Genomic DNA, 25,298 nt, shown 5'->3' with positions numbered 1-25,298 from the left:
GCCGGTGCCGGTGCGGCTAGTGGGCCACGGCGCGCGCCATGGATCCGTGGCGCGGCTGCATCGGAACACCGCGGGCGGGTTCCGAAGCCGACCTCACGCCGGGGGCCTGGCGGCCCGTCGGGCCCGGGCTGCGCCGCGGCTGGGCCGCGGCGCCGTTCTGGACGTCCATCACGGCGTGCGCGACGAGCCCGCCCATCGGGTCGTGCCTGATCAGATCCCGCAACCGGGAACGCGACGAGCGTCCTTCGTTGCCCGGGTACAGGTGCTTGCCGAGGCCGACCGCGTGCGCCAGCGCGGCGAGCGCCGCGGTCCGCGGGTCCGGCGGTACGCCGGTGCGGATCGCGGAGTCCAGCCGGGACCTGATCTCCCGGCTGATGGCGGTGTCCGTCGCCTGGTAGCGAGTCGTCGGCAGCACCCCGCACATCTGGCCGGGCACGGCGGCGACCATGCCGCACCGCTCCAGATGCGTCAGGTAGATCTGGCGGAGCCCGAGACGTGGCCCGCCGATCCAGTGGACCGCCCGCACCGGAGCGCCGCGCCTTCGCAGCAACTCCAACGCGCAGTCCAGAGTTGGATCTCCTGTCGGCCGTGGTGCCACCACGGCGATACGATCCCCGTCTGGGGCTATCCGTCCGGCCAGCGCCAGCTCCACTAGCTGTGCTCCGGCCAGACCGAGGTCGAGCGACTGCGGCTGCGCAGTGGTACCCGTGGCCGGGTCCAGTGCCAGCAGCAGAAGCTCCTCCGGAAGTGTTCTGCGGCTCCTGCCCATCCATGCCTCCCCGCGTGGATGAAAGACAGGGTGACCCCTCTCACATTGGTCTGTCGAGGGCGCGTGACCGGTTCGTGAGGGAACCGATAGATATGTCGTTCTCGTCTACCGCACGGGTATAGCCCGCACACAGGACACTGGTACATGGTTCGGACAGCGGTACGGCCGGGTGGGTACGGCCGCTTCGTCCGGGCGGCGGTTCACGGTTGGGCAGTCGCACGCGGGGCGTGCGGCGCGAGGAGGAGGCATCGGTGGCGGGCGAGTCCCCCGACAGGTCGAAGCAGCGCGAGTCGTCGGCAGAACCGACGTCGGGGAGCGCGGGTCCGGTTCCCGAGGCCAGGGGCGAGGGGCGCGAAGTCCGCGACCCCCGGCTCGCGCTGGCGGGGGACTCCGGGGCGTCCGGGAAGCGCGGCGGCGTCGACACGGCGACGAAGGTGCTCTCCGTGCGCGACGTGACGCCCACGGCCACGAAGGCCGAGGACGGGGACGCCGAGCGCGCCCAGGACGCGGCGGAGGTCGCTGACGACGGCGAGGAGGCCGACGCGGCGGGCGGCTCCCGCGACGAGGGCGAGGCCGGGTCCGAGGGCGCGGCGGATGACGCGCGCCTGCGCGACGCGGTGGTCGCCTGGGTGGACTCCGCGAACGGCGGCAAGGGCGGGCCGGCGGAGGCGAAGAGCGCCGAGGACGTCGAGAACGTCGAGGACGTCGTGGGTGCCGAGGAGTCCGGGGAGGACTCCGACGCGGCCGAGGGCGCGAAGGGTGAAGCCGCGGCCGAGACCGAGGAGTCCGACGCCGACGCCGACTCCGACGCCGAGGAAGCCGCCGGCGCCGACGAGGACGTCGAAGCGGCCGCCGCCGACTCCGCGGCCGCGACGGACGAGCACACCGCCGAGGACGAGCCCGAGGACGAGCCCCGGGACAAGCCCGAGGCCGCCACCGCCCCCGAGGCCGCCGACGAACCCGAGGACGCTCCCCAGGACTCCCCGAAGGCCGCTCCGAAGGACGCCCCCAAGCGCCCCGCCGAGGACACGCCGAAGGCCGACGCCACCCCCGAAGCCGACGACACCGACGACGCCGACGACGCCGAAGAATCCCTCAAGGCCAACGAAGCAGAAGAATCCGACGAAGTCGACGAAACCGGCAAAGCGCCCGAAGGCGACGAAGACCCCAAGTCCGGCGGCGGCGCCAAGCCCAAGCCCCCCGTCGACCAGCCCACCACCATGCTGAAGCTGGGCGGCGCCGCCAAGTCCCGCCCGACCGTCGACCAGCCGACCACCATGCTCAAGCTCGGCGCCAAGAGGCCCGAGGCCGACGCCGAACGCACGGGCAAGAAGCCCGAGCCCGAAGCCGAGCGCACCAGCAAGTTCGTCGCGCTCAAGCCGCTGGACGCGCCCGAGACGCGCCGGCCGAAGCCGTCCGCGCCCGCCGCCGAGGCCACGACCGCGCTGCCGAAGGTGCCCGCGGACGCCACCGCCCCCGTCCCGCAGTTCGGCCCCGAGCGCACCACGCAGCAGCCCCTGCCGCCGAAGCCGCCGCTGGACCTGCTGGCGGAGCTGACGAACACTCCGCCGCCGCCGGAGACCCCGCTGCGCACCGCCGTGCGCCGGGTCAAGATCTGGACCCCGCTGGTCATCCTGCTCGCGATCGTCTTTGCGATCGCGCAGGCCCTGCGGCCGCTGCCCACGCCCACCCTCGCCCTCACCGCGAAGGACAGCTACACCTTCGACGGCAGCCGGGTGAACCTGCCCTGGCCGACCGAGGGCCAGGGCTGGATGGACGTCAACGACATCGGCACGATGGACCACTTCGGCAAGCAGACGCCGGTCGCCATCGGGTCGGTCGCCAAGACCATGACCGCCTACATCGTCCTCAAGGACCACCCGCTGAAGCCGGGTCAGGAGGGCCCGCGGATCACGGTCGACGCGACGGCGGAGAAGGAGGGCGGTTACGACAAGGACAACGAGTCCACGCTCAACACCGTCAAGGAGGGCGACAAGCTCACCGAGAAGCAGGCGCTGTCCGCCATCATGGTCCCCTCCGCGAACAACATCGCCCGGCTGCTGGCGCGTTGGGACGCGGGCTCGGAGGCGGCGTTCGTCAAGAAGATGAACGCCACCGCCAAGGAACTCGGGATGACCGGCACGACGTACACCGACCCCTCGGGTCTGAAGGAGACCACGGTCTCCACGGCCGAGGACCAGGTGAAGCTCGGCAACGCGGTGGTGGAGATCCCGGCGCTCGTCGCCATCACCAGCGCCTCCAGCTGGAAGGACCCGTCCGGGCGCAACTGGCCCAACTACAACCAGCTTCCGTACTCCATCGGCGCCATCGGCATCAAGACCGGCACGACCACCGCGGCCGGCGGCAACCTGCTCTTCGCCGCCCGCAAGAAGGTCGGCGGCCAGACGGTCACCGTCGTCGGCGCCATCCTCGGCCAGCACAAGCCGTCGATCCTCGACACGGTCAACGCGGTCAGCAAGACCGCGCTGGTCGCCGCGCAGAACGCGCTGACCTCGGCGAAGATCCTGAAGAAGGGCGACGTCGTCGGCTATGTGGACGACCAGCTCGGCGGGCACACGCCGGTCGTCGTCACCGAGGACGTCCCGGCGGTCGGCTGGGCGGGCCTGAAGGTGAAGCTGTCCTTCGCCTCCGACCAGGTGCCGCACACCGCGAAGGCCGGCACCAAGGTGGGCACGCTCACCGTCGGTGACGGCTCCGGCGGAGCCGTCCGGGTCCCGGTCGCCCTCCAGGAGGACCTCACCGAACCCGGCTTCTCGGACAAGCTGACCCGCATCCTCTGACCGACCGCACCGTCCCCGGCCGGCCTCACCCGGCCCGCCCCGGGCCGGCCCGCCGGTCACCGGGGAACCGGACCGGCCGACGCGCACTCCCCGCCGAGCGGCCCCACTCCAGGGGCTGCCCGGCGGGGTGCGTGCTAGCGTCACGAAACGGGGCACGTCGTGGGTCGCGGGACCCGGCCGCGCACGGACGGGGAAAGGCCGGGCACCCGAACGGGACGCGGCCGAGAACAGAATGACGGGACACGGGGAGTGCCTCAGGTGGCCACTGCGGAGCCGACACACGCCGACGACGCCGATCCGGGCCCGGAGACCGGCCCGCGAATACGCCTGTCCACGACCGGCACGAACGGTGACCACGGCCCCCTTCACCCGAACGGCCCTACGCCGCGGGGGTCCTGGGGCGGCGGCACCGCCGTCCTGGCCGTCCGGGAGCGGATGCTGCGGCACCCCGCGCTGTCCGTCACCGCCCTCGCGGGCCTGCTCCACGTCGTCTGGTTCTTCACCTTCGCCAACAGCGGCGGCGACCTCGCGGCCCAGGACGCCTGGGCCGAGTTCGTCGGCCGCCACCCCGACTCGGCGTACAACCTCGCCTGGTACGGCGGGATGCACCCGGTGTCGTACAGCGTGGTGTCGCCGTATCTGATGTCGGTCCTCGGCGTCCGTACGACCATGATGATCGCGGGGACGGTGTCGGCGGGCCTGCTGACGATGGTCCTCATCCGCAGCCGCTCGGTGCGCAATCCGCTGTGGGCCGCGCTGGCCGGGGTCTTCGGGCTGCTGTGCAACGCGGTGTCCGGCCGGGTCACCTTCGGCCTGGGCACGACGTTCGCGCTGGGCGCGGTCGCGGCCGTCTTCTGCTGGCCGTACCGCTGGCGCTACAAACGCTGGGCGAAGGCGCTGGTGGCGGCCCCGCTGGCCGCGCTCGCCACCATGTCCTCACCGGTCGCCGGGCTGTTCGTGGGCCTGGTGGCCGTGGCGCTGTTCCTGCAGAAGCGCCGGCCGGGCGCCTGGGCGCTGGGGCTGGCGCCCGCCGCGGTGGTCGCCGTGTCGGCCTGGCTGTTCCCCTTCTCGGGCACCCAGCCCATGACGTTCGCCTCGGTGCTCCTGCCCCTCTTCTACTCGGTCCTGTGTGTCGCCCTGGTCCCGAAGGAGTGGACGACGATCCGTCTGACGGCCGCGGTCTACGGCCTGTCGGTCGTCCTGGTCTGGCTGGTCAGCTCCCAGATCGGCTCGAACATCACCCGGCTGTCGATGCTGTTCGCCGGGGTGGTCCTGGTGGCGGCCCTGCCCTTCGCCGTGCCGCGCTCCCGGAGCTGGTACGCCCTCGTGGTGGCCCTCGCCGGATTCGTCGGCTGGATCGGCTTCAAGTCGGTCGACGACATCGTCCACACCACCCCCGTCGCCTCCTGGACGCGCGAGCTGGCCCCGCTCGTCCACCAGTTGCAGCAGGTCGGCGCGGAGAAGGGCCGCGTCGAGGTGGTCCCGGCCCGGTCCCACCGCGAGGCCTCCGCGCTCGCGCCGTACGTCAACCTGGCCCGCGGCTGGAACCGCCAGGCCGACATGGAGCGCAACCCGCTCTTCTACGACGACACCCTCAACTCCGCGAACTACCACGAATGGCTCCAGCGCTGGGCCGTCCACTACGTGGTGCTGCCCAAGGGCGAACCGGACGGCGACGGCGGCGAACGCGAACGCACGCTCGTGCAGCGGGGCATGCCGTACCTCACCCAGGTCTGGGGCGACGCCAACTGGCAGCTGTTCCGGGTGACCGACCCTGCGCCGCTCGCCGAGCCCGGCGCCGTCGTCGACCGTGCCGAGCAGGGCGAACTGACCATCGAGGTGCGCCACGCGGGCCGCATCCTCATCCGCATCCCGTACTCGCCGTGGCTGAGCCTGGTCGACTCCGAGGGCAAGAGCCTCAAGCCGCCCCAGGAGACCGAGGCCTCCCGGCACCGGCCCGAGGGCGCGCCGAAGACGTACGTCAACGTCAACGGGTGCCTGCGGGAGACCGAGCAGGACGCCAAGGGCGACCGGTGGACGGAACTGCTGGCGCCGAAGGCGGGCACCTACCGGCTGGCAGCGCCGTACCAGCTGCCCCGGGGCACCCCGTGCCCCGAGGAACTGAGGTGACGCCGGGGTGAGCCGTGGCGGGGACCGAGCCGCGTCACGGCGCGGTCCGCGTCACGGCCCGGTCCGCCTCACGGCGCGGTCCGCGCCGTGCCACCGCCCGATCCGGGCTACGGCCGGCCGAGCTGCCCCTCTACGGCCGCGACGACCTCGGCGGCCTCCGGGTCGGTCTGCGGGGAGAAGCGGGCGGCGACCCGCCCGTCCCGCCCGATCAGGAACTTCTCGAAGTTCCAGCGGACGTCCCCGCTGTGCCCCTCCGCGTCGGCGAAGCCCACCAGACGGTCGTAGAGCGCGTGCCGCCCGGCGCCGTTGACCTCGACCTTCTCGGTCATGGGGAAGGTGACGCCGTACGTCGCCGAGCAGAACTCGGCGATCTCCTCGGCGCTGCCCGGCTCCTGCCCGAGGAACTGGTTGCACGGCACGCCGAGCACGGTGAAGCCCTGTGCGGCGTACCGCTCGTGCAGCCTCTCCAGGCCCGCGTACTGCGGGGTCAGGCCGCACTTGGACGCCACGTTCACGACGAGGACGGGCCGGCCCGCGTACCTCTTCAGGTCCGCCGGTCCGCCCTGGAGGGCGCCGATCTCCACCTCGAGGGGAGCGGCGCCGTTGCTGTCTGCAGTGGTCATGGCCGGATGCTAACTCCGCCCGTCCGGGCGTCCACGCCCCGCCCCGCCGTCCCGTTCACCCGTGTCCCCCGCGGCGTCCACGAGGACCTGGCCCGCGCCGGTGCGGGCGTACAGGACCGAGCGGCCCGCGCGGCGGCGTTCCACCAGGCCCGCGTCCAGAAGCACCCTCAGGTGGCGGCCGACGGAGCCGAGGGCCTGTCCGGTGACGGCGGTCAGCTGGGTCGTGCTGAGGGGGGAGTCGAGCAGCACCAGCACCCGGGCCCGGCCGGGACCCAGCAGCGCGCCGAGCGCCGTGGGCACGCGGGTCCGCCGCCCGCCGGTGCCGGCGAGGGCGCCCGCGCACGGGTAGACGACGGCGTACCGGCGCGGCTCCTCCCAGGACACCCAGCCGGTCTGCGGGGTGACCGGCACGAAGACGAGCTGGGCGCCGGAGATCTCGCGCGGCGGGTACTCGTGCGCGTTGACCTGGAGCCGGCTCTCGCCCAGCCAGCGTGTCCCGGGCCTCAGCGCGTCCAGCACGGCGACCCAGCCGCCCCGGCTCACCTGCGCGGTCCGCGCCACCACATCGGCCTCCAGGACGCGCCGCCGCCGGTCCCAGTCCGGGCGTACGGCCTCGGCCCAGACGTACTCCAGGAGCCGGGCCGCACGCTCGGGCAGGTCGTCCCGGGCCTGCCACGAGGATTCCCCCAGCCGCTCGGCGGCGCCGGCTGCCAGCGGCTCGGCGAGCGAGACCCGCAGGTCCGCGCGGGCCCGTGCCGGGTCGGTCGCGCGCACCCGGGCGACCCCCTCCTCGAAGCTCTCCGCGTCCTTCGGGGTGGGCGTGAGGAAGTCGGCGATCCAGCTCCGGCCCAGCCCGGCGCGCACCAGCCACGCGGTGACGGGGTCGCGCGCCAGCCGCCGGCGGTAGGCGGGCAGGTGCGCGCGCAGCCACGCCTGCTCACCGGGGTGCCCGCCCACGCCCGCGTGCAGCAGCTTCAGGCACGCGAAGGTCTCGGCGAGCGGGGAGAGCACGAAACGGCTGCCGGCGAGCGTGTCCGCGCTGACCTGCCACCAGCCCATCGTCCCCCCGGCGTCACACGACGTTTCGCACCCGCGCGAAACAATAACGTCCGGTGCCGGGCCCGGCCGAGACTCCGCACCATGCGCAGCTACCAGGACCTCTTCCGCACGCGGGAGTTCACCCCGCTCTTCCTCTCCTCCTCGGCGCAGGCGGTGGCCCAGACGGTGGGCGGTCTGTCGCTCGGCACGCTGGTGTACCGGTCGACCCACTCGCCGCTGCTGTCCGCGGTGAGCATGTTCGGCCCGTCGCTGGCCCAGGTGCTCGGCGCGACCCTCCTCCTCTCGGGTGCCGACCGGTTACCCCCGCGCCGGGCGCTGGCGGGCATCTCCCTGGCGTTCGCGGCGGGCACTGCGCTCCTGGCGCTGCCCGGCCTGCCGCTGTGGGCGGTCTTCGCCGTCGTCCTCGTGGAGGGTCTGGTCGCGTCGCTGGGCGGGGGAGTCCGCTGGGGCCTGCTGAACGAGATCCTGGCCAAGGACGGCTATCTGCTGGGGCGTTCGGTGTTCAACATGATGAACGGGGTCATGCAGATCGCCGGATACGCGACGGGCGGGCTGCTCGTGGCGGTCCTGTCCCCGCGGCTCTCGCTCGCCCTGGCGGCCGTGCTCCACACGGCCGCGGCCGCCGGGTTCCGCCTCGGCCTCGGCCGCCGTCCGCCCCGGTCAGCGGGCCGCGCGTCGGTGTCGGCGACGTGGCGCACCAACGCCCGCCTGTGGTCGCACCGTCCACGCCGTCTGACCTACCTCGGGCTGTGGCTGCCCAACGGCCTCGTGGTCGGCTGCGAGTCGCTCTACGTGTCGTACGCGCCCGGCGCGGCCGGCACCCTGTTCGCGTGCGCGGCGTTCGGGATGCTCGCGGGGGACGTGACGGTGGGCCGGCTGCTGCCGCCGGCGCGGCGCCGCCGCCTGGCCACCCCGCTGCTGTTGCTGCTGGCCGCCCCGTACGCGGTGTTCGCCCTGCACCCGAACCTCGCCGTGGCCGCCTGCCTGGTGGCGGTCGCCTCCGTCGGCTTCGGCGCGAGCCTGGTGCAGCAGGAGCGGCTGCTGGAGTTCACCCCGGACGAACTCGGCGGCCACGCGCTGGGGTTGCATTCGGCCGGGATGCTCACGCTCCAGGGGGTGAGCGCCGCGCTGGCGGGCTCGGTGGCACAACTCACCTCGCCCGCCGTGGCGATGACGGCGATGGCCCTGGCGTCGGCCGTGGTGACGCTGGCGCTGGCTACGGCAGCTCGGCGGACGCCGGCCCCTGCTCCACGGCCGGCTCCGGCGCCGTAGCGGCCGGTGCCTCCCGGCTCTCGCCGGCCGGCCGCGGCGCCGTGGGCACCACCGCTTCCTGCGCGGGGACCGCGGGCGCCGCGGCCTCCCGCGCGGCGCCCGCCGCAGCCGGTGCCCCACCGCCCAGGTGCTGGGCGGCCCGGTCGAAGTACCGCAGCAGCTCCACCGGGAAGGGCATCACGAGCGTCGAGTTCTTCTCGGCCGCGACCTCCACGACCGTCTGGAGCAGACGCAGCTGCATGGCCTCCGGGGTGTCCGACATGATCCGGGAGGCGTTGGCGAGCTGCTGCGCGGCCTGGAACTCGCCGTCCGCGGTGATGACCCTCGCCCGCCGCTCCCGCTCGGCCTCCGCCTGCCGGGACATGGACCGCTTGAGGGACTCGGGCAGCTGTACGTCCTTGATCTCGACGCGGTCGATGTGGACGCCCCACCCGGCGGCCGGGCTGTCGATCATCAGGGCCAGCCCCTCGTGCAGCCGTTCCCGGTCGGTGAGGAGGTCGTCGAGGTCGCTCTTGCCGATGATGGACCGCAGCGAGGACTGGGCGACCTGGCCGACGGCGAAGACGTAGTCCTGCACCTCGATGGAGGCCCGCACCGGGTCCGTCACCCGGAAGTACACGACGGCGTCCACCTTGACCGAGACGTTGTCCTTGGTGATGCCCTCCTGCGTGGGCACCGGCATGGTGACCACCTGCACGTTCACCTTGCGCATCCGGTCGGCGAACGGGATGAGGAAGGTGACGCCCGGCTGCCGGTAGCCCGGCCGCGCCCGGCCGAAGCGGAACACGACCCCGCGCTCGACCTGGTTGACCACCTTCATCCCACTGCGCAGCACGAGCAGGGCCAGCACGGCCACCACCACGATCGCGACGACGGTGCCTTCCATGGCACTCCACTCCTCAAAGTGTCGGCTGAGACACCGATGAGGACATGGCGCACGACGGAAAGGATGCGGCCGTCAGCGTCAGGACTTCGTCAAGAAAGCGGCGGCGGCCCGTCACTCGTCCTCGGGTGCGGCGGACTCCGCCAGCCGCTCGCCGATGTCGTCCGCCCACTCCTGCGCCCACCGGCGGAGCCCGGCGACGGCCGCGTCGTCGAGCCCGTGGGCGGCGAACTCCCGGTCGTCGATCAACTCCGTACCGTCGAGGCGGGCCTGGAGGTCGGCGAGGTCGAAGGCGTCACCGGCGTGGCGGCGGCCGAGTTCCTCCAGCTCCGGGTGGCTCCAGCGGTCCACGGCGGCGTGCACGTCGACGAGGTCGGCGGCGAGGCCCTGCTCGGCCAGCGCCCGCACCCTGGTCCCGACGAGGTCCTCCAGGGAGAGCGCGGGGCCCAGCCCGGTCTCGGCCGGCGGCCGCCACAGCACCTCCTTGAGCACCTGCACCGCGCACTCCGCACCGCTCACCGGGTCGCTGACGACCAGTCGCCCGCCCAGCGGCTCGGTCTCCGGTGCCCGCACCCCCCAGCCGCGCTCCTCCAGCCCGCGCAGCAGCGCGCCCACGATGTCCTGCGTGTCCACCGCGCTCTCGGTGGCGACGTCCACGTCCGGACTCGGCCGGTCCACCAGCCCGTGCGCCCGCACCGCGTGCCCGCCGGCCAACAGCAGACCGTACGGCGCGCCCACCGCGAGCACATCCACCAGCAGCCGCCGGCGCTCCTCATCCATCCGTCCGGCCCTCCCGACCGCGGCCCCCGGACACCCGGCGGCCCCTCGCCCCCGGACACGTCCCGCGGACCTCGCGCAGTGAAACGATCACGCGCCGATTATGGCCCGCCCGGCGCACCGGACCGGTCCGTCCGTGTGCCCCGGTCACGTGGTCGGTGCGGGGTCGTCACCCGGCCCCGATCGGGGTGTCTGACCGAAAAGATCCCGCCTTGATCACGATCATGTGACAAACAATCACTTCAATCGACAACTACCTTCACAACGCGACGACTTGCCTGCCAGTCTGCTCCGGCTGAGATCAGCACCAGTCTTGGGAGAGCAGACCACATGGACGACATCCAGCCCACCGCGCAGGCCGCCCAGGGTGCCGCCGCCCCGGCCGCCGGCGCCGTCGCGCCCGGCGCCCCTGTCGCGCACCGCCTGACCGGCCTGGCCATGAAGCGCCGCGGCCCCGTCGCGGTGTGGCTCGGCCTGCCGCTGATCACCTTCGGGATCTACTCGCTGGTCTGGTACTACAAGATCCACAAGGAGCTGCAGGAGTTCGACCGGCGCCGCGCCCTCAGCCCGGCGGGCAGCGTGCTCGTCATGATCTTCCTGGGCTGGACCCTGATCGCCCCGCTGATCTCGTACCACAACACCGGCAAGGCCATCGCGAACGCCCAGCGCGCGGCCGGCCTCCCGGTGACCTGCAGCCCCGCCGCGAGCACCTGGCTGGCCTTCGTCTTCGGCCTGAACATCTGGTACATCCAGCGCCAGCTCAACCTGGTCGTCGACGCCTACCCGGCCGCCACCCCGGGCACCGAGGTCCCCCTCGCCGCCTGAGCTTCCCACCGCCAGACCTTTCCCCCAGAGGAGCCCCGGCCGCTTCCCCCCGTGCGGCCGGGGCTCCTGCCTTGCCGGGAACAGGGAGCCCGGGAGGGGCGAGCCCCGACGGCAGGCGGTACGGGCTGGAGCGTGGCCGGTGTCGGGTGTCGGGTGTCGGGTGGCGCGGGGGCGGTCCGGTCGCGTGGAGCGCGGGCGGTCCGTGTCGGCTGGAGCGCGGGCGGTCCGCGTCGGCTGGGGTGAGGGCGGCCCGCGTCGGCTGGAGCGCGGGCGGTCCGCGTCGGCTGGGGTGAGGGCGGTCCGCGTCGGGTGAAGCGGCGGAGAACGCCGAGTGGCGTGTCCGCGAGAGTCTTCGGGAGTTCGGCCGGCGTACAGGCGGATGGCCATGGTTCGCCCGGTTTGGCGCGATCGCGGGGAACGTAGCGTGAGCCGTCCGGAGCCATCCGGCCCGGGCCCCCGTCGGTTCACCTCGTGAGGATGGCTCAGTTCTGATGCGGAGCAGGTTTCAGCAGCCGCTTCCCCCGGCCGGTGACGCGCTCGGGCGTGCCGGCCTCGCCCTGGCCGAGCCGCCGCCGTGGACGGCGCCGATGCGGAAGGCGGGTACCGCCGTACGGGCCCGGCCCCGGCTCTACGTCATCGACGGCATACGCCTGATCGCGGCGCTCATGGTCGTCCTGCACCACTACGCGGGCACCCGCCGGCTGAACCAGCCGGGCAACGCGATCTGGGGCCGGCCGGTGTCCGAGATCATGCCCACGGTCTTCCACCTCGCGTCCTTCGGCTGGATCGGCGTGGAGATCTTCTTCGTGATCAGCGGCTTCGTGATCTGCATGTCGTGCTGGGGCCGCGCTCCGAAGGACTTCTTCGTCTCGCGGGTGACCCGCCTCTACCCCGCCTACTGGGCCGCCGTGGCCTTCACCACCACCGTCCTGCTCGTCCTGCCGGGCGCCTGGCGCCGGCCGCAGGGGCGGGACATCCTGCTCAACCTCACGATGCTGCAGTCCGGCTCCGGCGTGCCGAACGTGGACCTCGTCTACTGGACCCTCTGGTCGGAGCTGCGGTTCTACCTGCTCTTCACCGTCGTGGTCGCCATGGGGCTGACCTACCGCAGGGTCGTGGTGTTCTGCTGCGTGTGGGGCGCGGCCGCGATGCTCGCCCCCGTGTCCGGGTTCCCGCTGCTCGTGCTGGTGGCCGACCCGGGCAGCACCTGGTACTTCGTCGCCGGCCTGGCCCTCTACCTCATGCACCGCTTCGGCCAGGACCTCCTGCTCTGGGGCATCCTCGCCATGGCATGGCTGATGGGGCAGCGGGAGCTGGGCCTGCGGGTCGCCTACGAAGGCGTCTCCAGCTGGCGAGGGTCCCTGCTGATCTTCACGGCGTTCCTTCTCTTCATGGTGGCCGTCGCGCTCGGCCACACCGACCGCGTGCGCTGGAAGTGGCTCGCCACGGCGGGCTGTCTGACCTACCCGCTCTACCTGATGCACTACGTCGCCGGTACGACGCTGATCAGCCGCCTGCGCGACACCATGGACGCCCGGCTGCTGGTCGCCCTCCTCATCGCCGCCTTCCTGGTCCTGAGCTGGCTGGTCCATCACCTCGTGGAGCGGCCGTCCGCGCGCCTGCTGAAGCGGGGCCTCGACTCCTCCTTCACCCGCCTGCGCACCTTCGGCCGCGCGGCGTGACCCACGGCTCCCCCCGCCACCCGGGCGCCACCGACGTCCGCCGACCACGCGCTACAGGCCGGGCACTGATCCGCACGCGAGGGCTGGGCTCCGCCGGTTCTCACGGCCAGTCCACGGCCGATGGTGGCGATGACCAACAACATCGGAGCCCCTGGCGCGAGGAGTAGCGTGGAGAGCGCGAGGCGAGTCCCGTCGTCGCACCGATTCCCCGAACGCGGGGTGATCCTCATGACCGGCCCCCCTCCACCTCCGGTTGACCGGCACCTGCCCAGTGGCGCCCACGAGGCCGTACGGCCGGGGAGCGCGCTGCTCCGGCTGCAGACCACGGAGTCGCGCGAAGGCGTCCTCGACGGTGCGTGGTGGCCTCAGTCGCGCGACATCGGTGCCGAGCTGCCCGCGCTGCTGAGCGCCCTCACCGGCCACCTCGGCCCCATCACGCGCGTCGGGTTGGACACCGCGGCCTGGGACGGGCTCCCGACGCGGATCGTCGTCGACGACCAAGTGGTGCGTATCGACTCTTTTCCGGTGGGCGACGACACCGTCCTGATCACCCGCGGGGACAAGGACATCTTCTCGCTGCTGGTGGTTCCGCCGGACACGGCACCCGAGGCCGCCCGCGCCGCGATGGCCCAGGCCGTCCGGGCCGACAACGTCACCCAGGCGGAGCAGATTCTCATCGACACCGCGAGCGCGCGGGTGGCGCCGGAGTGACGACCGGGCCGTGGCCGGTGCAGCGGCGCCGGACCGACACGGATGACGCGTGGGAGGTCAGCCGCGCCACTCCACCAGGAGCAGCGTCGCGTCATCCGTGGTGTGCCCGCCCCGCGCCCGCTTGAGCGTGTGGGACAGGGCGCGCGCCACCGCCCGGATCCCGCGGCCGGTTCTCTCCAACTGGTTCACCCAGTCGATCAGCTGATCCTCGCCGAACTGCTTCTCACCTGTCATGTGTTCCTCGATCAGCCCGTCGGTGAAGCAGAGCAGGCGATCCCCCGGCTCCAGCGTCATCTCGCTCATCTGCGGCTCCCAACCGCCGAAGCCGACCGGGAGGGTCGTCGGACCGGTCAGCCGGAGCGCGACGTGGTAATCGCGGACGAGCATGGGCGACGGGTGCCCTGCGTTGACCCACTGAAGATGTCCCGTCGTGGTGTCCAGCTGCAGCATCTGCGCGGTGACGAAGTGCTCGGGGCCGAACTGGTTCGCCACCGCCCGGTCCATGAAGTCGTAGATCTCCGGCAGCCCGGTGCCGGCGCGCCGGGCATGGCGGTAGGCGCCGATGGCCACGGTGGCCATCGTGGCCGCGTCCAGTCCGTGCCCCATCGCGTCGATCATGGCCACGTGGAGGATGTCTCCGTTGAGGGCGTAGTCGAAGCTGTCCCCCGCCACGTCATAGGCGGGTTCCAGGATCCCGGCCACGGCGACCCGGGGCATGGCCATGGCCAGCGGTGGCAGCAGGGACCACTGGATCTCCGCGGCTACGCCCATCGGTTCACTGCGCCGGACACCGAAGAAGAGGTCGGAGTAGCCGTGCTTGGTCACCAGCAGGTCGGCCACCAGGCCGGCGATCCTGCGCAACAGGCGGCGGTCGTCGTCGTCGACGCCGTCCAACGTCACCGCCATGACACCGACCTGGTCGCCGCCGTCCAGCAGCGGCAGGTGGACCCGCACCCCGTCGTCCTCGGGCACTTCGACGGGGTGGGCGTCGAGGAAGCAGAGGCCCGCCTCGGAGTCGTCGATCACCTGCGGTTCCCCGTCCGTGAGGCCGTCGCCGGGCAGGGGTACCAGCAGGAGCTGGCCGTAGTCCTGCAGCAGCACCTGCGGTCGGCGGCACCCGAGCCGTTCCACCACGTCGGCGACCAAGGGCCCGATGAGATGGGGCGGCAGTTCGTGCGCCCGATCTAGGATCTCGCCCAGCAGAGCTTCCCCGAAGCCCTCGGAGCGGTCCGTGCGGCGGCCGGGCGTCATCCGGGCGGCGTGTTCCCGGGAGCGGCGGCAGCGGTCAGCGACTCGGCGGCCGTTCCGGCCGGCTCGGCCGGGGCAAGGGCATCCGGTGGGTGTGCGGCGCCCGGGGGCGTCCCTTCGGCGGGCCTGGTGACGGTTCCCATCGTGCGATCCCGTCCCGGGCGGCTTCCGTGCTGCCCGTGTCTGTCACTCGCCGGGAACGGGCGCAGCCGCGTACGCGCGCCCGAAAGGCTCTCGGTGACCAGGCTACTCCCGGCCGAGGCGCGGACGGCGTGACGCGCGGCCGTCGCGCACGGACACCGCTCGTACGGCGGACGACGCCCGCGTGCTCGTCCCGGCGGCGTGCCCCTCCCGGCCGGTACGGGCGCCGCGCCGGCCGTAGAGCCGAGGGCACGGCCGAGCGGCGCCGCGGTCCCGGCGACCGGCAGTGCGAAGCCGGGGCGCCGGGCCGTGACCGCCATTCGGCTCAGAAAGCCGGTACGCCCTTCCAGTGAACAGTCCGTGAGCAGCCCGTGATCGCAATCCGCTGCGCCGGGCGTGCCGGGAGTACGCTGGAGAGCGTCGAGGGTACTTCGTACACCGGTGACAGGGCTGGTCTCGTCCTCGGCGCGCGGCACGGCAAGCGCCGCGCGACACGACACGAGCCGTTTCCACGGCCCGGGGCAGGCTGTGCCCTATGAACAACGAATCCCCGCACCCACCCGCGGACATTCCGAACGACGCTCCCGCCGAGGGCAGGGTCGAGGTGCGCATCGTTTCCACGGACGCCGAGGCGGCCCGCCTCGTCGCGGACGCCCTCCGGCTGCTGTTCGCCGGGGGCGAGCAACGCAGCTATCCGGCCTTTCCGTCCGGCAGTGGGACGCGTCTGCACCTCACGCTCGACCCGGCGCGGGACGCCGGCCCGCTCCTGTCCTGGCTGGAGGCCAGCAGACCGCTCGTCGACCGGACACATCAAGGCGAGACCATGCGACGCGTGCGGACGCCGGACCGGCCGACGCCCGCCGGACCCCCGACCCTGGCGAGTCCTCCGCCCCCACGACTCCAGGAGTCCTCATGACGACCACCCCTTCGCTCCCACCGCCTGACGTCCGGCTGCGGCTGGGGGAGCAGTCCGAGCGGGGCGGCTCGGCCCGGCAGATCGACGGGGCCTGGTGGCCGAGGTCGTACGACCTGACGGCCGAACTCCCCGAACTGCTCGCCGCTCTGCCGCACCGCTGGGGACACATCAGCAGCGTCCTCGTGAACGGGGCGATGTGGTCGCTGTCCGGGGACGGCATGCTCATCGACGACGAGTGGGTGCACGCGCGCGGGACGGACTCGCCGCGAGCCGGACACACCGTTTGCCTGCTCGCTCCCGGACACGGCCGCTGGGACCTGCTCGTCGTGCCACCCGCCGCCACGGAGGCGGAGGCCGAGCGGCTCATGGCGACGGCCTCGGCGGAAGACCGACTCGCGGGGCCCACCGCCTGACCCCGACGGACCGGCCTGTGCGGGTGCGCCGCGGGCCTCCCGGGCCACCGCCGCGACCCGTTGCCGCTCCAGTGGAACGGGCAGGGGCCAGTCGCGGCGGATCTCCATGTCCCCACGCCGGTTGTCCCGTGGGCCCCTGACGCCGACGAGGGAGGTACGGAACGTGGCTGATGAAGGGACGTGGCTGGGCGGCTTGCTGGCGTCGGTGGAGGAGGCACCGCCGGCGGAATCCATCGCCGTTATGGCACTGACCCTGAAGGAACGGATTGCCGCGGTCGATGTGTCCTTCCTGATCACGGACCTCGGTGGCAAAGCTCTCGTACGGCTGACCGGGGCGGTTGGTGAGGAAGACAGGGGGCAGCCGGAGCGGATCGACCTGCCGGGGACTGTCTACGACCGGGTGATTCACTCCCAGCACGTGCAGACGGAGGTCGGTGAGCGGGCGGGAGAAGCCGGGTCGGCCCCGGTCCGGGTCCTTGCGCCGGTGACCGACCGGGGGGACGCGATCGGTGTGCTGGAGCTGACCCTGGCCGCTCCTCCCGACCGGCGAACGGCACAACTCATCTCGGAGGCCGCCCACGCTTTGGCCTACGTGGTGATCGTCAATCGCCGCTTCACCGACCTGTACGAATGGGGCCGACGCACCACGCGCCTGTCCTTGGCGGCCGAGATCCAGCACCGCCTGCTCCCCGATTCCTTCACCTGCGCTGCCGGTCGGTTCACCGTCGCCGGAGCGCTGGAACCGGCCCACGACATCGGCGGGGACACCTTCGACTACACCCTCGACCATCGCGCCCTGCACCTGTCCCTCACCGATGCCATGGGCCACGACGTGCAGGCCGCACTGCTGGCCACCGTGGTCGTCGGCGCCCTGCGCAACGCCCGGCGTGCGGGCGCCGACCTGGTCGCCCAGGCCGAGGACGCACATCGGGCGGTCGCCCACTACGCCGACCAGGCCCATCAAGCCGTTGCCGACCAGTCCGACCGGGTGCATCAGGCCCTCGCCGAGCACGGCGGCCAGGCCATGGTCACCGGTCAACTGCTACGTGTCGCTCTCGACACCGGCCATACTGCCTTCGTCAACGCGGGCCATGTCTGGCCGATGCGTCTGCGCGACGGGAAAGTCCAGGAGATCGCGCCCTTGGTCGACTTGCCTTTCGGTATCACTCCGAACCCGGGGTATCGCGTCCAGAGCCTCGACCTGCGTCCGGGCGACCGCTTGGTCCTCCTCACCGACGGCATGCTGGAACCCCACGGTGCTGACTCCGCCCTGCGCGATCTGATCGAGCGGACCGGCGACCGGCACCCACGCGATGCTGTGCGTACCTTCACCGAAGCCGTCCTGGAGACCACGGGCCACGACCCGCGCGACGACGCCACCGTGCTGTGCCTGGACTGGCACGGGCCCTGACGCGGCGAAGCGACGCCGACACCTGAAGGGCGCGCGGATACGTGTGCAATTGATTCTGCAACCGAATCTGCACAGCGAAGGCTCAACTGCGACACAGATGCGTTCTGTTGATGGCGAGTTGTCCTGGACGGAGCCACCTTGGCAAGAGCCACCGGTTTCCCGGGGGGCGGTACTTGTAGAGAAACTGCCCCCAATTCGTGTACACGGGCGCACGGATGCGTAGCCGAATGTTCCAACTGCCCTGCTCGGAGCAGCGAACGACTGGATGCCCGGCACGCCACGTGATTTGATCCTTCGCACCGCCGGGATCGCGCCAAGGCGTCCGGAAACGGATGGCGCGCGCTGCGGTAGCGGCCCACCGTCCGTCCCCAGCTTGGCCGCTCCCCCCTTGTGGAACATTCATACGAAGGGCAGTTTCATCATGAACTCCGCTCCCCAGGTTCAGACCCTTGAGATCTCCGACGCCGACCTCGACGCCGTCTCCGGCGGCCTGAGCCCGCAGGTCGGCATCGCCGCCGGCCCCACGGCGATCAGCACCACGGACCTCGCGGCCCAGTTCGGCGCGGCCAAGGACGAGGTCCTGGACACCGTCAGCCAGTACCACTCGGCCGGCCTCACGGTCTCCTTCTGATCTCCGGATCGCCGGATCGCGGGAGTTCCTCGTCACGCGATCGCTGATGGTCCGACCGGCGGCCTGACAGTCGATCGGCGACCACGGCAACAAGCCCCCTACTCGCGGTACTCCGCCGGTAGGGGGCTTGATCATTGGGGGGTTCTTCTTCCTGCGCCGCGAGCCGGCCGCGTAGCGCCGCGCTGCTCCGGGAGTGACAGCGCACCCGCTCGCGCAGGTTCGGGGTGCTGGTCGGACCGGTGTGCCGGGCACCGGGCGGCTGGGTGGCGCGGCAGCAGTCGGGCTCCTCAGGGCCCGGAGGGCCGAAGGCCGCAGGGGACGGCCTCCGGCTCTCCGGACGGGTGCAGCCGCAGTGCCGGCTATGACGACGGGTGGCAGAGGGGGGCCTCCGCGTCACAGTCCGGCCTCCGAGGCGGGCTAGCGGCGGCCGGGGTAGCGGTCGTGATCCCAGCGCCGGTCGTTGTACCAGCCGTGGTGCCAGCCCCGGTCCCAGCGGTGGTCCCAGTCCCGGTCCCAGCGCCGGTCCCAGTCCCGGTCCCAGCGATGGTCCCAGCGGCGGTCCCAACGGTGGTCCCAGTCCCGGTCGCGATCGCGGTCGTGGTGCCGGCCCCGGTCCCGGTCCCGGTCGTGGTGCCGGCCCCGGTCGCCGTCCCGGTCGCGGTCGCCGTCCCGGTCGCCGTCCCGGTCGCCGAAGTGGCGGTCGTGGTCGATCCTGTAGCTCTGCGAGTAACCCCTCCCGCTGTCGCGGTCATGGCCGGATCCGGCGGCCAGCGCCGGCATGGCGGCCGCGCCGACGAGCGCGCCCGAAGCCACGAAGGTGGCGATCAGACGGACCGTCGTACGAGAAACAGACATGAATCTGTCACCTCACGTTCGTGCACACCGACCCTGGTCGGAGCCGGATGTGCGATCCGAAATTCCCGGCTCGGTGCCGAGGCCCCACACTGTGGCCCGCCACGGCGGGACGACACCGAGGACAGGATTCGCGTTACAAAGCGCAGATATATCCGTAACTCTCCCTTGTATGGGCCATTGATACCGGGAAGGGTTCTGTGTGCCGCCCCCGTCCCGGCTTGGAATCAAGGCCGAGAGCAGGAGAAAGGACAGCTGACGGTCCGCGAAACCGGGGGCGGTATCGCCGGCTCGATTTCCGTCGAACGGCCCAATGGCCTCCGTAACGACGGGACGCCTCTGTTCGGGGGATGGTCCTCACCGGTGGCTCCCGGCGGCGGCGTGCCGTGGGAGCAGGCGCACGCTCCCGTTGCGTACCGACGCGGCAGAGCCAGGACTCCGGGCTGCTGCGGGGAGATATGCCGGCCACCTGGCTGGCTTCGACGTTCTGTGGTCTGGCCGAGACCGCGTGGGAGCTGACACTCGAAGGCCACATGGGCGCGCGTCGGGCCCCGGACATCATCCACGCGATCCTGCTGCACGGCGCGTCTGCGTGACCCTGCCCCGAGAGCCTCCTGGGTCCAGGCCCTGGCCGACTGGTCACGAAGGCTCGACAGCGTGCCGACGCCGCACTGCGACCCGCCGGGCTGCAGCGGTGGTGACGGGGCCGCCGAGGTCGCGCCGTAAGCTGCGCCGGGTTTCCGATTCACGGGAGGCGTGAGTGGGGCGGGATGTGATCCTCAGTGGCCGGTACGAACTGGCCGAGAAGCTCGGGCAGGGCGGTATGGGAACGGTTCATCGGGGGGTGGACCGGCAGCTGCGCCGGACCGTGGCAGTCAAGCTGCTCTCCTCGGAGTTGGCCCACGACCCGCCTTCGCGGGCCCGCTTCCGGCGCGAGGCGCACGCGGCCGCCGCGCTGAACCACCCCGCGGTGGCCACCATCCATGACGTCGGAGAGGAACCGCACCCGGACGGCCCGCGGCCCTACCTGGTCATGGAGTACGTGCAGGGCGTCACCCTCGCCGAGGCCCTGCGTGACGGTCCACTGCCTGTCGCCGACGCCATCCACACGGCATGCGCCGTACTGGACGCGCTGCGGCACAGCCACGAACGCGGCATCGTGCACAGGGACATCAAGCCCTCGAACATCATGCTCACCGGACCCGGCACCGTGAAGGTCCTCGACTTCGGCATCGCCAAGGCGTTCACCGAGGCAGCCACCCGCATCACCGGCAGCGGCGCGGCCATAGGCACCCCCGCCTACCTCTCGCCCGAGCAGATCAACGGGGCGGAAATCGACCATCGGGCCGATCTGTACGCGATGGGGTGCCTCCTGCACGAACTGCTCACCGGACAGACGCCGTTCCGCGGCGATTCGCCCTTCGCCGTCATGCATCAACACCTGTACGCCGAACCCGAGCCGGCCGCCCGGTTCCGGCCGCAGATACCGCCGGCGGTGGAGGCAGTGATCCTGCGCGCACTGCGCAAAGACCCGGAGGAACGTTTCACCGAAGCGGGAGAGATGCGCGCGGCCCTCGCCGACACCCTCACCCGGAGTTCCATGCCGACGGTCAAGGCCATCGCTCCTCCGCCCCCGCCCCGAGCGACGTGGTCCGGCGGCCGAACCGCTCACCGCGACAGGTTCCGTATCTCACTGCGCCCTTTCGCCGACAGCGCTCTGGCCCTGCTCGGATGCCTCCTTTCCCTGCTGTGCGCACGCGGCGATCTGGTGGAGACCGCTCACTTCGGCCAAGTCGCCGTCGTCGCCGGGGTTTTGGGAATGGTGGTGCTGCCATGGTCGACACGCCTGGCGTGCGCGGTGGGCTGGGGGCCGGTGGCCGAGGCCGTCGCGGTCAACTCCGAATTGCGGCGCGCCGAGGCCGGATGGGCCGGCTCCTACGTCGCCGTCGCCGCCTTGCTGGCACTGGCCGCCGCCTGCTGCCTCATCAGCGCGGTACGCAGCCGGGAGCGCGGCGCCGGCTCATTGGTCGCCTTCTGGTTCAGTGCCACCGCATCGATCTGGTACTTCCTCGACGACCTGCACAAACTGTTCGTCTTCTACCTGCTCCTGGCGCTGGTGGGCGTCGCCTCCGCGTCGTGGGAGACCGTCGAACTCGTGCGACGCCGGGCCGGGCGCAGGGGGCCTTCACCGGGCAGGGCCGTGGCATGGTGGCGGGACTCGGCCAGTGGTCGGACGGCCGGACGAGCGAGTACCAGAAGCTGGTAGATCGCTTGGAACCGTTGCCCAAAGCGGTCTCGAAGAACGTCGCTCGCTACGAGACCGCAGAGTGAGCCGCTCGACCCACCAGATCCCCCAGGCCTCGAACCATCTGTCGTCGCCGGCCGCCCTCGGACGGCCCGCAGTCGGCCCCGACGGCAGACGCTACGGCGAGTCGGCGGCACCTTCACCTGGCTTGGGAGGGCTTTCGGCTGGGCCGATGCGGTGCGTTCTTCCACCCGTCACTACCGGTGCGGTTTACCTCGGCTTCCGCCCTGGCCCGGCGTGTCCTCCTCTGCCTTTGGCCCACTCCCGGCCGGGTGTCCGCCGCCGGACCGAATGGCTTGCCTATGTCCCTCGTCCCCCCCTTCGGCGTGATGGTGGCTCCTCTTGCCGACCGGCTGCGACCGCGGGAACCGAGAGGAGATGGGTGCGGCTGAAACCTCTTCGGCGTGATGGTGGCCCCTGTTGCCGGCCGGCTCTGACTGCGGGAACCGAGCCGAGATCGGAATCAAGTCGTCGGCCGCTACGCCGATTGTGGGCACCGGCTCCCCCGTCCGGGCAGGCGGGGCAGTGCTGTTCCCAGCCTTGTGCTCCCTGCTTTCGGCGGACGCCGAGTCCTTCTGCGGGGTGGACCGGCTCGCGGACGTTCCGTGCTCGCCAGGAGCCTCGGAGCCCCAGGTCGGCACCGTCATCCCGAGCGCTGTCGCGGCGACCATCGCTCCGGCCGCGGCGAGCCTCCTCCCGCGACGTCGGGAAGCCGATCGGCTCCCTTCGCGACGGGTGCCGCACTCGGAACCGGGCCGTATGCCGTCCGGCAGGCCGCCTGTGGTCATCGAAGCGCCGCCCGTTCCCCCGCTGCGCTGCAACCCCGCCAGGACTGCCGCACAGGTCAGTGCATCGGGTCGGTCCGCCGGCTCGGTCGCGGTCATGGAGCGCAGGAGATCGCGCAGTTCCGCAGGCAGTCGCCTCGGTATCCGCGGCGCCCGGTGCAGCCGGGCGACCGCGGATTCCAACGGGGCTCCCTCGTACTCCAGCCGGCCCGTCAGGCACTCCAGTAGCACGAGACCGAGAGCGTAGACGTCGGCCTTCTGCTCGACGCGACGGCCGGCGACCTGCTCGGGGGCCAGGTACGCGGCGGTTCCCACGAGGGCGCCGGCCTGCGTGGACGCAGTGGCGTCAATCGCCCGGGAGAGGCCGAAGTCGGTGAGGTAGGGCCGGTGCTGTGCGTCCAGGAGGATGTTGGACGGCTTGACGTCACGGTGCAGGATCCCCGCCCGGTGTACATGTCCGAGGGCGTCGGCCAGCCGGACCCCGAGCTCGACCAAAGCGGGAACGACCATTGTGGTCCCGGTGATGCGCCTGCGCAGGGTGCTGCCCTCGACCAGTTGCATGACGAGAAAGGCCTGTCCGTCGTGGCGGCCGACGTCGAAGACGGTGACCAGTCCCGGATGTTGCAGGCGGGCCAGTACGAGGGCTTCGTCCTCGAACCGGTCCTTCAGGCCCGTGCCGCTCCCCGGCCGGAAGACCTTGACCGCCACCGGACGGCCAAGCCGCAGATCAGTGCCACGATAGACGTCCGCGGCACCGCCGGCCCCCAGATGTTCACCCAGTTCGTACCGACCTGCGAGCCTGGAAGCCCGAGAGGCATCAGGAAACCGGGCATCCGGAGGGGTCGTCATTTTTCTCCCAGGGGCGTGGCGGCACGATTGCCGTACGGCACATGTTGTTACCGCGGGTACCCGGGGACTGCGCCTTCTACCTGGTGAAAAATGGTCGGCTCGCCCTCTCCTCTGGACGCTGTCCCGGTGGCGCTCGCCTGAGTTCCGCTGCGTGTCGAAGGTGACCACGCGGTCGGTCACGTCTCAATGACCGAGTCAAGCGCCGTGGGACGCGAACAGTCGGGGAAGAGGTACAGACCGGTCTCCGACCTGCGTCCGTGTGCACGATCAACGCTGCGACCTGTGACGTGGCTGTCGGTGGTTGTCGGCGTTGGTTGTCTATGAGCACCCCCGCACAGCCCGGAGACGGCCCGAGCGGGAGTGCCCAGTTTCCCATTTGATCACGCGGCTGCCGCCCTCGGCTGCCCCTCAGCAGCGTGGTCGCAGAGCCGGTCCGCGTGTCAGGCGGTGAAGCCACCATCGACGTGGATCGACGCTCCGGTGATGTACGCACCGTCCGGACTCGCCAGGTGGGCGACGGTGGCCGCGATCTCGGACGCTTCCGCGTAGCGGCCGACAGCGGTGAAGCCAGAGATCATCTCGGCGTTCGGCCCATCGGCGGGGTTGCTGTCCGTGTCAGTGGGACCGGGATGCACGAGAGTGACGTTGATTCCTCGCGGGCCGAGTTCTCGGGCCAGCCCCTTGGTCATCCCGACCAGAGCCGTCTTGCTCATCGAGTACAGCGCCAGTCCCGGGAAGACCGCACGCTCGGCGACATTGCTGCCGATGCTGATGATGCGGCCGCCTTGGCCCATGTGACGCGCTGCCGCCTGGGAGGCTGCGAACGGCGCCCGGACGTTCACCGCGAGAGTGCGATCGATCTCGGCCGGCCCCAAGTCCTCAAGGGGGCCGACGAGGAAGACGCCGGCGTTGTTTACCAGGATGTCGAGCCTGCCGAACGTCGCGGCCGCCTCGTTCACCGCGGCGGTGAGGGCCTCAGGGACCGCGCTGTCGGCTTGGACGGCAAGCGCCCGGCGTCCGCCGGCCTTGATCTGCTCCGCAACCTTGGTGGCGTGTTCCGCGCTGTTCTCATAGGTCAGGACGACGTCCGCACCTTCTTCGGCCAGTCGTAACGCCACAGCGGCACCGATGCCCCGGCTTCCGCCCGTGACCATGGCTACGTTTCCTTCAAGTCGCTTCATGCTGAGGAGCTTTGCGGACGTCGTCGTCGAAAGCTGGCGAGAATCGGACTCGGCGTTCGCCAGAACACCGCGCCGGCGCCGCCCAGCTGCAGTCCGCGCTCACCCACGGCCACCCCACGGCCCTGGCCGCCTCGGACCTCACCGCCCGAGCCGTGCACCTGCTCGCCCAGGGCACCGACCCCGCCGGACTCGTCGGCCAACTGCGTTCGTACGCCTACGACAACCGCACCCGCTACCACCACACCTGGCTCGGCGACCTGTGGACCCGCTCCCAGGATCCCAGCCCCGAGCACTTCATCATGCGCGGCTGGGACGAGTGCCTGCAGATCCTCGGCCGGCTCCAGGAGGCCACGCGCGCCGTCTCCCCGGAGACCGACCCGTGCCTGGCCACCGGCGGGGGGTGGGTCGCCGAAGAGGCCGTCGACACTGGCCTGCCCGTAGAGGTCGCCCGTAGAGGTCGCCCCATCGACCGCAGCCGCTGCCCGGGCACGGTGACCGGCTGGGTCATGCTCACGCGAGTCCCGAGCAACCGCAGCAATCCGGCCCGCGCGGGTCGGTGCTGTACGGGTGGTGACCGGGGGCCGGAAACGGGGATCCACCAGGGGCTGTCCGGCGGATCAAGTCGCAGAGAGGCAACGGCGCCTCATCAGCGTAGGCGAGCGGGGTCTGGGGCGCCCAGATGCAAGGCGGAGGAGGGCGTCGACGCGGAGCGTCGCCCCGGTAGGCGCCGGTTCGGCCACACCTGATCACGGGCGCCCATGACCTGCGGCCGCCTAGTTGATCAGAGCGCCCCTCCGCGAGCCCTGGACGGCCCCGGAGAGCGCTCGTGCGTGAGCACCGCTTGAGAAGTTCGATCCGCGACAGCGCCAGCCCCGGATCGCTACGGCTGTACGACCGCACCTACTCCGCCGAGAACCGCGGCGATCCGCTGGTGTCCGCTGTCGTTGATGAAGCTCCTATAGACCGTCAAGTGGTCTGTGTGAGCGGTTTTGGTGTGTGGTGGGGGCGGGTGAGCTGCTTGTAGACCTCGCGGG

The 25,298-nt window shown here is 71.8% G+C and carries 21 protein-coding genes and 1 pseudogene; 13 read left to right on the top strand and 9 right to left on the bottom strand.

Annotated elements, in window-relative coordinates; translation table 11 throughout:
• Positions 1-16: 16 nt before the first annotated feature.
• Positions 17-769, bottom strand: a complete 753-nt coding sequence (locus tag ACIPM1_RS20635; RefSeq protein WP_356188908.1) for a GPP34 family phosphoprotein — start codon at positions 767-769, stop codon at positions 17-19.
• Positions 770-1,020: 251 nt separating this feature from the next.
• Here ACIPM1_RS20635 and ACIPM1_RS20630 point away from each other — a divergent pair, with 251 nt between their 5' ends.
• Positions 1,021-3,570, top strand: a complete 2,550-nt coding sequence (locus ACIPM1_RS20630; protein ID WP_402436750.1) for a D-alanyl-D-alanine carboxypeptidase — start codon at positions 1,021-1,023, stop codon at positions 3,568-3,570.
• Positions 3,571-3,828: 258 nt separating this feature from the next.
• Complete coding sequence (locus ACIPM1_RS20625) at positions 3,829-5,700, top strand: MFS transporter (RefSeq protein ID WP_402436747.1); 1,872 nt, start codon at positions 3,829-3,831, stop codon at positions 5,698-5,700.
• 107 nt (positions 5,701-5,807) lie between these two features.
• Here ACIPM1_RS20625 and ACIPM1_RS20620 read toward each other — a convergent pair whose 3' ends face one another.
• Both ACIPM1_RS20620 and ACIPM1_RS20615 read right to left on the bottom strand, forming a co-directional pair.
• Positions 5,808-6,323, bottom strand: a complete 516-nt coding sequence (locus tag ACIPM1_RS20620) for a glutathione peroxidase (RefSeq protein WP_402436744.1) — start codon at positions 6,321-6,323, stop codon at positions 5,808-5,810.
• A 9-nt stretch (positions 6,324-6,332) separates the two neighbouring features.
• A complete protein-coding gene (locus ACIPM1_RS20615; protein ID WP_402436741.1) occupies positions 6,333-7,382 on the bottom strand; it encodes an ArsR/SmtB family transcription factor in 1,050 nt (349 codons plus the stop codon).
• An 81-nt stretch (positions 7,383-7,463) separates the two neighbouring features.
• On the opposite strand from ACIPM1_RS20615, the gene ACIPM1_RS20610 reads away from it, so the two are divergent.
• Positions 7,464-8,654, top strand: coding sequence for an MFS transporter (locus ACIPM1_RS20610; RefSeq protein ID WP_402436738.1), 1,191 nt, complete (start codon positions 7,464-7,466; stop codon positions 8,652-8,654).
• Here ACIPM1_RS20610 and ACIPM1_RS20605 read toward each other — a convergent pair.
• Together ACIPM1_RS20605 and ACIPM1_RS20600 are read right to left on the bottom strand one after the other, a co-directional pair.
• On the bottom strand, positions 8,599-9,540 hold the full coding sequence (locus tag ACIPM1_RS20605) for a slipin family protein (RefSeq protein ID WP_402436735.1): 942 nt from the start codon (positions 9,538-9,540) through the stop codon (positions 8,599-8,601). The genes ACIPM1_RS20610 and ACIPM1_RS20605 overlap by 56 nt on opposite strands.
• Positions 9,541-9,651: 111 nt before the next feature.
• On the bottom strand, positions 9,652-10,317 hold the full coding sequence (locus tag ACIPM1_RS20600; RefSeq protein WP_402436732.1) for a hypothetical protein: 666 nt from the start codon (positions 10,315-10,317) through the stop codon (positions 9,652-9,654).
• Positions 10,318-10,644: 327 nt separating this feature from the next.
• Here ACIPM1_RS20600 and ACIPM1_RS20595 point away from each other — a divergent pair, with 327 nt between their 5' ends.
• From ACIPM1_RS20595 to ACIPM1_RS20585, 3 genes are all read left to right on the top strand, one after another.
• Positions 10,645-11,139 carry a DUF4234 domain-containing protein gene (locus ACIPM1_RS20595; RefSeq protein WP_356188896.1) on the top strand — a complete coding sequence of 165 codons (495 nt, stop codon included), beginning with the start codon at positions 10,645-10,647 and terminating at the stop codon, positions 11,137-11,139.
• 491 nt (positions 11,140-11,630) lie between these two features.
• Positions 11,631-12,821, top strand: a complete 1,191-nt coding sequence (locus ACIPM1_RS20590; protein ID WP_402436728.1) for an acyltransferase family protein — start codon at positions 11,631-11,633, stop codon at positions 12,819-12,821.
• Between the two features lie 228 nt (positions 12,822-13,049).
• Entirely contained in the window at positions 13,050-13,532 is a 483-nt protein-coding gene (locus tag ACIPM1_RS20585) for a DUF5994 family protein (RefSeq protein ID WP_402436725.1), read from the top strand.
• Between the two features lie 57 nt (positions 13,533-13,589).
• Here ACIPM1_RS20585 and ACIPM1_RS20580 read toward each other — a convergent pair whose 3' ends face one another.
• Positions 13,590-14,783: a PP2C family protein-serine/threonine phosphatase gene (locus tag ACIPM1_RS20580; RefSeq protein WP_402436722.1), complete on the bottom strand. Its 1,194-nt coding sequence runs from the start codon at positions 14,781-14,783 to the stop codon at positions 13,590-13,592.
• Positions 14,784-15,456: 673 nt separating this feature from the next.
• Here ACIPM1_RS20580 and ACIPM1_RS20575 point away from each other — a divergent pair.
• From ACIPM1_RS20575 to ACIPM1_RS20560, 4 genes are all read left to right on the top strand, one after another.
• Positions 15,457-15,837: a hypothetical protein gene (locus ACIPM1_RS20575; RefSeq protein WP_402436719.1), complete on the top strand. Its 381-nt coding sequence runs from the start codon at positions 15,457-15,459 to the stop codon at positions 15,835-15,837.
• Complete coding sequence (locus ACIPM1_RS20570) at positions 15,834-16,250, top strand: DUF5994 family protein (RefSeq protein ID WP_402436716.1); 417 nt, start codon at positions 15,834-15,836, stop codon at positions 16,248-16,250. The genes ACIPM1_RS20575 and ACIPM1_RS20570 overlap by 4 nt, the downstream gene beginning before the upstream one ends.
• A gap of 163 nt (positions 16,251-16,413) precedes the next feature.
• Positions 16,414-17,661: a PP2C family protein-serine/threonine phosphatase gene (locus ACIPM1_RS20565; protein ID WP_402436712.1), complete on the top strand. Its 1,248-nt coding sequence runs from the start codon at positions 16,414-16,416 to the stop codon at positions 17,659-17,661.
• A gap of 421 nt (positions 17,662-18,082) precedes the next feature.
• Complete coding sequence (locus ACIPM1_RS20560) at positions 18,083-18,292, top strand: hypothetical protein (protein ID WP_356188892.1); 210 nt, start codon at positions 18,083-18,085, stop codon at positions 18,290-18,292.
• Between the two features lie 417 nt (positions 18,293-18,709).
• Here ACIPM1_RS20560 and ACIPM1_RS20555 read toward each other — a convergent pair whose 3' ends face one another.
• Positions 18,710-19,147, bottom strand: coding sequence for a hypothetical protein (locus tag ACIPM1_RS20555; protein ID WP_402436708.1), 438 nt, complete (start codon positions 19,145-19,147; stop codon positions 18,710-18,712).
• Positions 19,148-19,602: 455 nt separating this feature from the next.
• Between ACIPM1_RS20555 and ACIPM1_RS20550 the strand changes: the two genes are divergently transcribed.
• Positions 19,603-19,740 (top strand): hypothetical protein, encoded by a 138-nt coding sequence (locus ACIPM1_RS20550; protein WP_402436705.1) that lies wholly within the window; start codon positions 19,603-19,605, stop codon positions 19,738-19,740.
• Positions 19,741-19,904: 164 nt separating this feature from the next.
• A complete protein-coding gene (locus tag ACIPM1_RS20545) occupies positions 19,905-21,410 on the top strand; it encodes a protein kinase (RefSeq protein WP_402436702.1) in 1,506 nt (501 codons plus the stop codon).
• Positions 21,411-21,646: 236 nt separating this feature from the next.
• Here ACIPM1_RS20545 and ACIPM1_RS20540 read toward each other — a convergent pair whose 3' ends face one another.
• Together ACIPM1_RS20540 and ACIPM1_RS20535 are read right to left on the bottom strand one after the other, a co-directional pair.
• Complete coding sequence (locus ACIPM1_RS20540) at positions 21,647-23,083, bottom strand: serine/threonine-protein kinase (protein WP_402436699.1); 1,437 nt, start codon at positions 23,081-23,083, stop codon at positions 21,647-21,649.
• A gap of 440 nt (positions 23,084-23,523) precedes the next feature.
• On the bottom strand, positions 23,524-24,264 hold the full coding sequence (locus ACIPM1_RS20535; protein WP_402436696.1) for an SDR family oxidoreductase: 741 nt from the start codon (positions 24,262-24,264) through the stop codon (positions 23,524-23,526).
• Between the two features lie 56 nt (positions 24,265-24,320).
• Here ACIPM1_RS20535 and ACIPM1_RS20530 point away from each other — a divergent pair.
• Positions 24,321-24,698, top strand: a pseudogene (locus ACIPM1_RS20530) (ADP-ribosylglycohydrolase family protein); the annotation flags it as partial.
• Between the last annotated feature and the right edge of the window lie 600 nt (positions 24,699-25,298).

Origin of the sequence: Streptomyces sp. NPDC086766 (assembly GCF_044746005.1) — a bacterium.
Lineage (GTDB): Bacteria > Actinomycetota > Actinomycetes > Streptomycetales > Streptomycetaceae > Streptomyces.
This window is presented reverse-complemented; position numbering and strand designations above follow the sequence as displayed.

Coding starts and splice junctions, on each gene's coding strand:
- ACIPM1_RS20635 (WP_356188908.1), bottom strand. CDS start 769: ATGGGCAGGAGCCGCAGAACACTTCCGGAGGAGCTTCTGCTGCTGGCA.
- ACIPM1_RS20620 (WP_402436744.1), bottom strand. CDS start 6,323: ATGACCACTGCAGACAGCAACGGCGCCGCTCCCCTCGAGGTGGAGATC.
- ACIPM1_RS20615 (WP_402436741.1), bottom strand. CDS start 7,382: ATGGGCTGGTGGCAGGTCAGCGCGGACACGCTCGCCGGCAGCCGTTTC.
- ACIPM1_RS20610 (WP_402436738.1), top strand. CDS start 7,464: ATGCGCAGCTACCAGGACCTCTTCCGCACGCGGGAGTTCACCCCGCTC.
- ACIPM1_RS20605 (WP_402436735.1), bottom strand. CDS start 9,540: ATGGAAGGCACCGTCGTCGCGATCGTGGTGGTGGCCGTGCTGGCCCTG.
- ACIPM1_RS20600 (WP_402436732.1), bottom strand. CDS start 10,317: ATGGATGAGGAGCGCCGGCGGCTGCTGGTGGATGTGCTCGCGGTGGGC.
- ACIPM1_RS20595 (WP_356188896.1), top strand. CDS start 10,645: ATGGACGACATCCAGCCCACCGCGCAGGCCGCCCAGGGTGCCGCCGCC.
- ACIPM1_RS20590 (WP_402436728.1), top strand. CDS start 11,631: ATGCGGAGCAGGTTTCAGCAGCCGCTTCCCCCGGCCGGTGACGCGCTC.
- ACIPM1_RS20585 (WP_402436725.1), top strand. CDS start 13,050: ATGACCGGCCCCCCTCCACCTCCGGTTGACCGGCACCTGCCCAGTGGC.
- ACIPM1_RS20580 (WP_402436722.1), bottom strand. CDS start 14,783: ATGACGCCCGGCCGCCGCACGGACCGCTCCGAGGGCTTCGGGGAAGCT.
- ACIPM1_RS20575 (WP_402436719.1), top strand. CDS start 15,457: ATGAACAACGAATCCCCGCACCCACCCGCGGACATTCCGAACGACGCT.
- ACIPM1_RS20570 (WP_402436716.1), top strand. CDS start 15,834: ATGACGACCACCCCTTCGCTCCCACCGCCTGACGTCCGGCTGCGGCTG.
- ACIPM1_RS20560 (WP_356188892.1), top strand. CDS start 18,083: ATGAACTCCGCTCCCCAGGTTCAGACCCTTGAGATCTCCGACGCCGAC.
- ACIPM1_RS20555 (WP_402436708.1), bottom strand. CDS start 19,147: ATGTCTGTTTCTCGTACGACGGTCCGTCTGATCGCCACCTTCGTGGCT.
- ACIPM1_RS20550 (WP_402436705.1), top strand. CDS start 19,603: ATGCCGGCCACCTGGCTGGCTTCGACGTTCTGTGGTCTGGCCGAGACC.
- ACIPM1_RS20540 (WP_402436699.1), bottom strand. CDS start 23,083: ATGACGACCCCTCCGGATGCCCGGTTTCCTGATGCCTCTCGGGCTTCC.
- ACIPM1_RS20535 (WP_402436696.1), bottom strand. CDS start 24,264: ATGAAGCGACTTGAAGGAAACGTAGCCATGGTCACGGGCGGAAGCCGG.